This window comes from Sporomusa sp. (assembly GCF_057736855.1).
Map to the genome: position 1 here is coordinate 1 of NZ_JBYKYF010000375.1, position 2,520 is coordinate 2,520.

The 2,520-nt window shown below is 39.5% G+C and carries 4 protein-coding genes; 2 read left to right on the forward strand and 2 right to left on the reverse strand.

From position 1 onward, the window contains the following. The coding region (locus AC29Z1_RS16430; protein WP_488272529.1) for a recombinase family protein at positions 1 to 1,259 on the reverse strand (1,259 nt) is incomplete at its 3' end. A gap of 251 nt (positions 1,260 to 1,510) precedes the next feature. Between AC29Z1_RS16430 and AC29Z1_RS16435 the strand changes: the two genes are divergently transcribed. Then, positions 1,511 to 1,723, forward strand: a complete 213-nt coding sequence (locus AC29Z1_RS16435) for a hypothetical protein (RefSeq protein WP_488272530.1) — start codon at positions 1,511 to 1,513, stop codon at positions 1,721 to 1,723. A gap of 166 nt (positions 1,724 to 1,889) precedes the next feature. Here the strand turns inward: AC29Z1_RS16435 and AC29Z1_RS16440 are convergent, their stop codons facing one another. Further along, positions 1,890 to 2,012: a hypothetical protein gene (locus AC29Z1_RS16440; RefSeq protein WP_488272531.1), complete on the reverse strand. Its 123-nt coding sequence runs from the start codon at positions 2,010 to 2,012 to the stop codon at positions 1,890 to 1,892. Between the two features lie 146 nt (positions 2,013 to 2,158). On the opposite strand from AC29Z1_RS16440, the gene AC29Z1_RS16445 reads away from it, so the two are divergent. Then, on the forward strand, positions 2,159 to 2,434 hold the full coding sequence (locus tag AC29Z1_RS16445) for a YlmC/YmxH family sporulation protein (RefSeq protein WP_488272532.1): 276 nt from the start codon (positions 2,159 to 2,161) through the stop codon (positions 2,432 to 2,434). The last annotated feature ends 86 nt before the right edge of the window (positions 2,435 to 2,520 follow it).

Consider the following 2,520-nt stretch of genomic DNA (forward strand, 5'->3'; position numbering starts at 1 on the left):
TCTTTTTTAGCCGTACAGGTGTCAATTAGGTTTTCGCGATACCAGGCAGTGATTTCGGCACGCTTGTGCAATAAAGCTGATTCTGCTTTTGTTAAATTTTCGATTTTTAGCGCATAATCTTGTTCCATATCTTTGTTTATATACTGGTTTAGCGTGGTACTGTCTTTAATTGAATGCACAAAAATATTCCAGATAAATTCGTCAAATTCTTTAGCCGGTATTCTTCGGCCCTGACAAGGCGTATCATGCATATAGTTCGCAGATTCTTTGGTGATGCAGGCATAGTAATAATACATCTTAGGGGCGGTTTTTTTACGTGGTCCGTGCCGTATATAAGCTGTCATAGCACGCTGGCAAAGGGAACAGTATAGGATGCCCTGTAATAAGTATTCATGAACGGTATTGCGTTTGGTATAACGCTTGTTTTTTTGCCGTTGCTCCTGGGCGGCCAGAAAGGTTTGGTAATCAATAATAGGGGGAACTGGTACTGGTATCCAATCCTCACGTGGAAGATTTCTTATTTCTCTGGTATGTTGTCCTGTTTTGGTGACTGACTGACGAAATAGAAAATGTTGACCATAGTACATATCTTTAGTTAAGATTTGTTCTATGCAGCTAACCGATAGTGGTTTATCCTTTTTACGGCCTTTAATACCCAAGCGCGCTAGTTCGCGAGCGATCGTGCGAGCCCCCATTCCTTGATCAATGCACATAGAGTAGATCATTTTAACTACTTTTGCTTCCTCTTCGTTGATAACATATTGGGAAGTTTCTTTATCAAATGTATAACCATATGGTCGGGCGTTATGAACAATTTTTCCTGCGTTAGCTTTGGCTTTCCGACCACGCTGCGTGCGCTCGCGAATTTTGGCCTTTTCAAAAGCACTGATGGCACCACGTATACTGAAAAACAGACGTCCTTCCGGGCTGGCATCATAGTCGCCAGTTACAAAATAGAGGTTGGCATTGGCTTTTTCGATTTCATCAGCAATGAGTAACTGGTTAGTCAGGTTGCGACTTAAACGGTCAGGGTCATAAATGCAGATGTTTTGAATTAGTTTTTTACGGAGGTCATTTCTTAACGCTTCCAGGGCTGGACGGTCAAGATATTCGCCGCTATAGCCATCATCAATATATTCTTTGATATCGGTAAGACCCATACTGAGTAAACGGTTACGGCATACTTGTATTTGATCCCCAAGGGAGTAGCCAAATTTGGCTTGTTCCTCTGAACTTACACGGGCATAGATGGCATTCATAGAACCTCCATAAGCGGGAACTTTTTCGTTCATATAGATAAATGTTTGCTCTTTGTAGCGGGAGTAGATAAGAGTACCCCTTTACTAATGATATGTTAGTCATTGGGATTTATAACCGAAATTTGTTTAGTAAGTTATAGCGTTATGCATGGTAAGCGGCACTAAAATGGAGGAAATGGTATTTTTTGGGGGCTTTTATTAGCAATTGCTGAATTTGTCCAAGTACCAGATAGTTGTAAAGTAGTCAAGCTATGGCTGCATATACCTGTTACAGGGGTGATGTAGTGGCCAAGAAAAAAGAACTTACTTTCATTTTTAAAGGTTGCCAAGTAGGAGAAACTTGGTATCCGGCAGAAATATACCCGCTCGAACGTCTACCAGATGAGATTAAAGCCGCCATCGAGCAGGGGTGGATGGCTGGATACTTTAAGAAGCTTGATCAGCAGTCAAAGCAAACCAAGTAGTTTTCCGGCTGCTTTTCCTATAGGTAGCTTAGAAATCACTTGTTATGACAAGCGTGTAAAGATTAGCATGTAGTGCATAGATAATAAAAAAGCCTGCCTTGTTTGGCAGGAAATAGTTTGGGAAGGATTGGCCGACAAGACTAAAATAAGTGGAACTGCGCCTGTTTTAGTCTTCGGTATATTTCATATTGTTGTCGTTATCTTTATCTGGTGAGGGTTTTCGTTTTGCATCTTTTTCTGCTTTTGATTTTTGTTTTGCCCGGAACTGATCAAGTGTTTTACCACCCATAATCTCACCTCCTAATTTAGTGTTTACGAAAAGGAGTATGAATATGAAAGTAATTTTCGGGCAACAACTTTATAGCTCAATAATAAATAAGGAAACATAATTTCTTCTAATCCATAATATGTTTTATTAGGGGGTGGGGTTTATACATGGATAACAAACATATTGTCGGTAGTACCCGTGATTTGAAATTAAAAGAAGTTATAAATGTAATTGATGGTAAACGGTTGGGCAATATTACAGATATAGAAATTGATGTGGAAACCGGGAGGCTTACCGCTATTGTTGTACCCGGAGTAGGAAAATTTTTAGGCTTATTCGGACGCAATGACGATGTAGTTATTCCCTGGGATAAAATCAAAAAAATTGGTATGGACGTAATTTTAGTGGAAGCGGGTAATTTTGCTGAATTTAAACATGGCTAATAAAAAATCTCTAACCTATATGGGTTAGAGATTTCAGGCTGTCGACAAAGTATTGTCGATAGCCTTTTTATTTATTATGATCATCT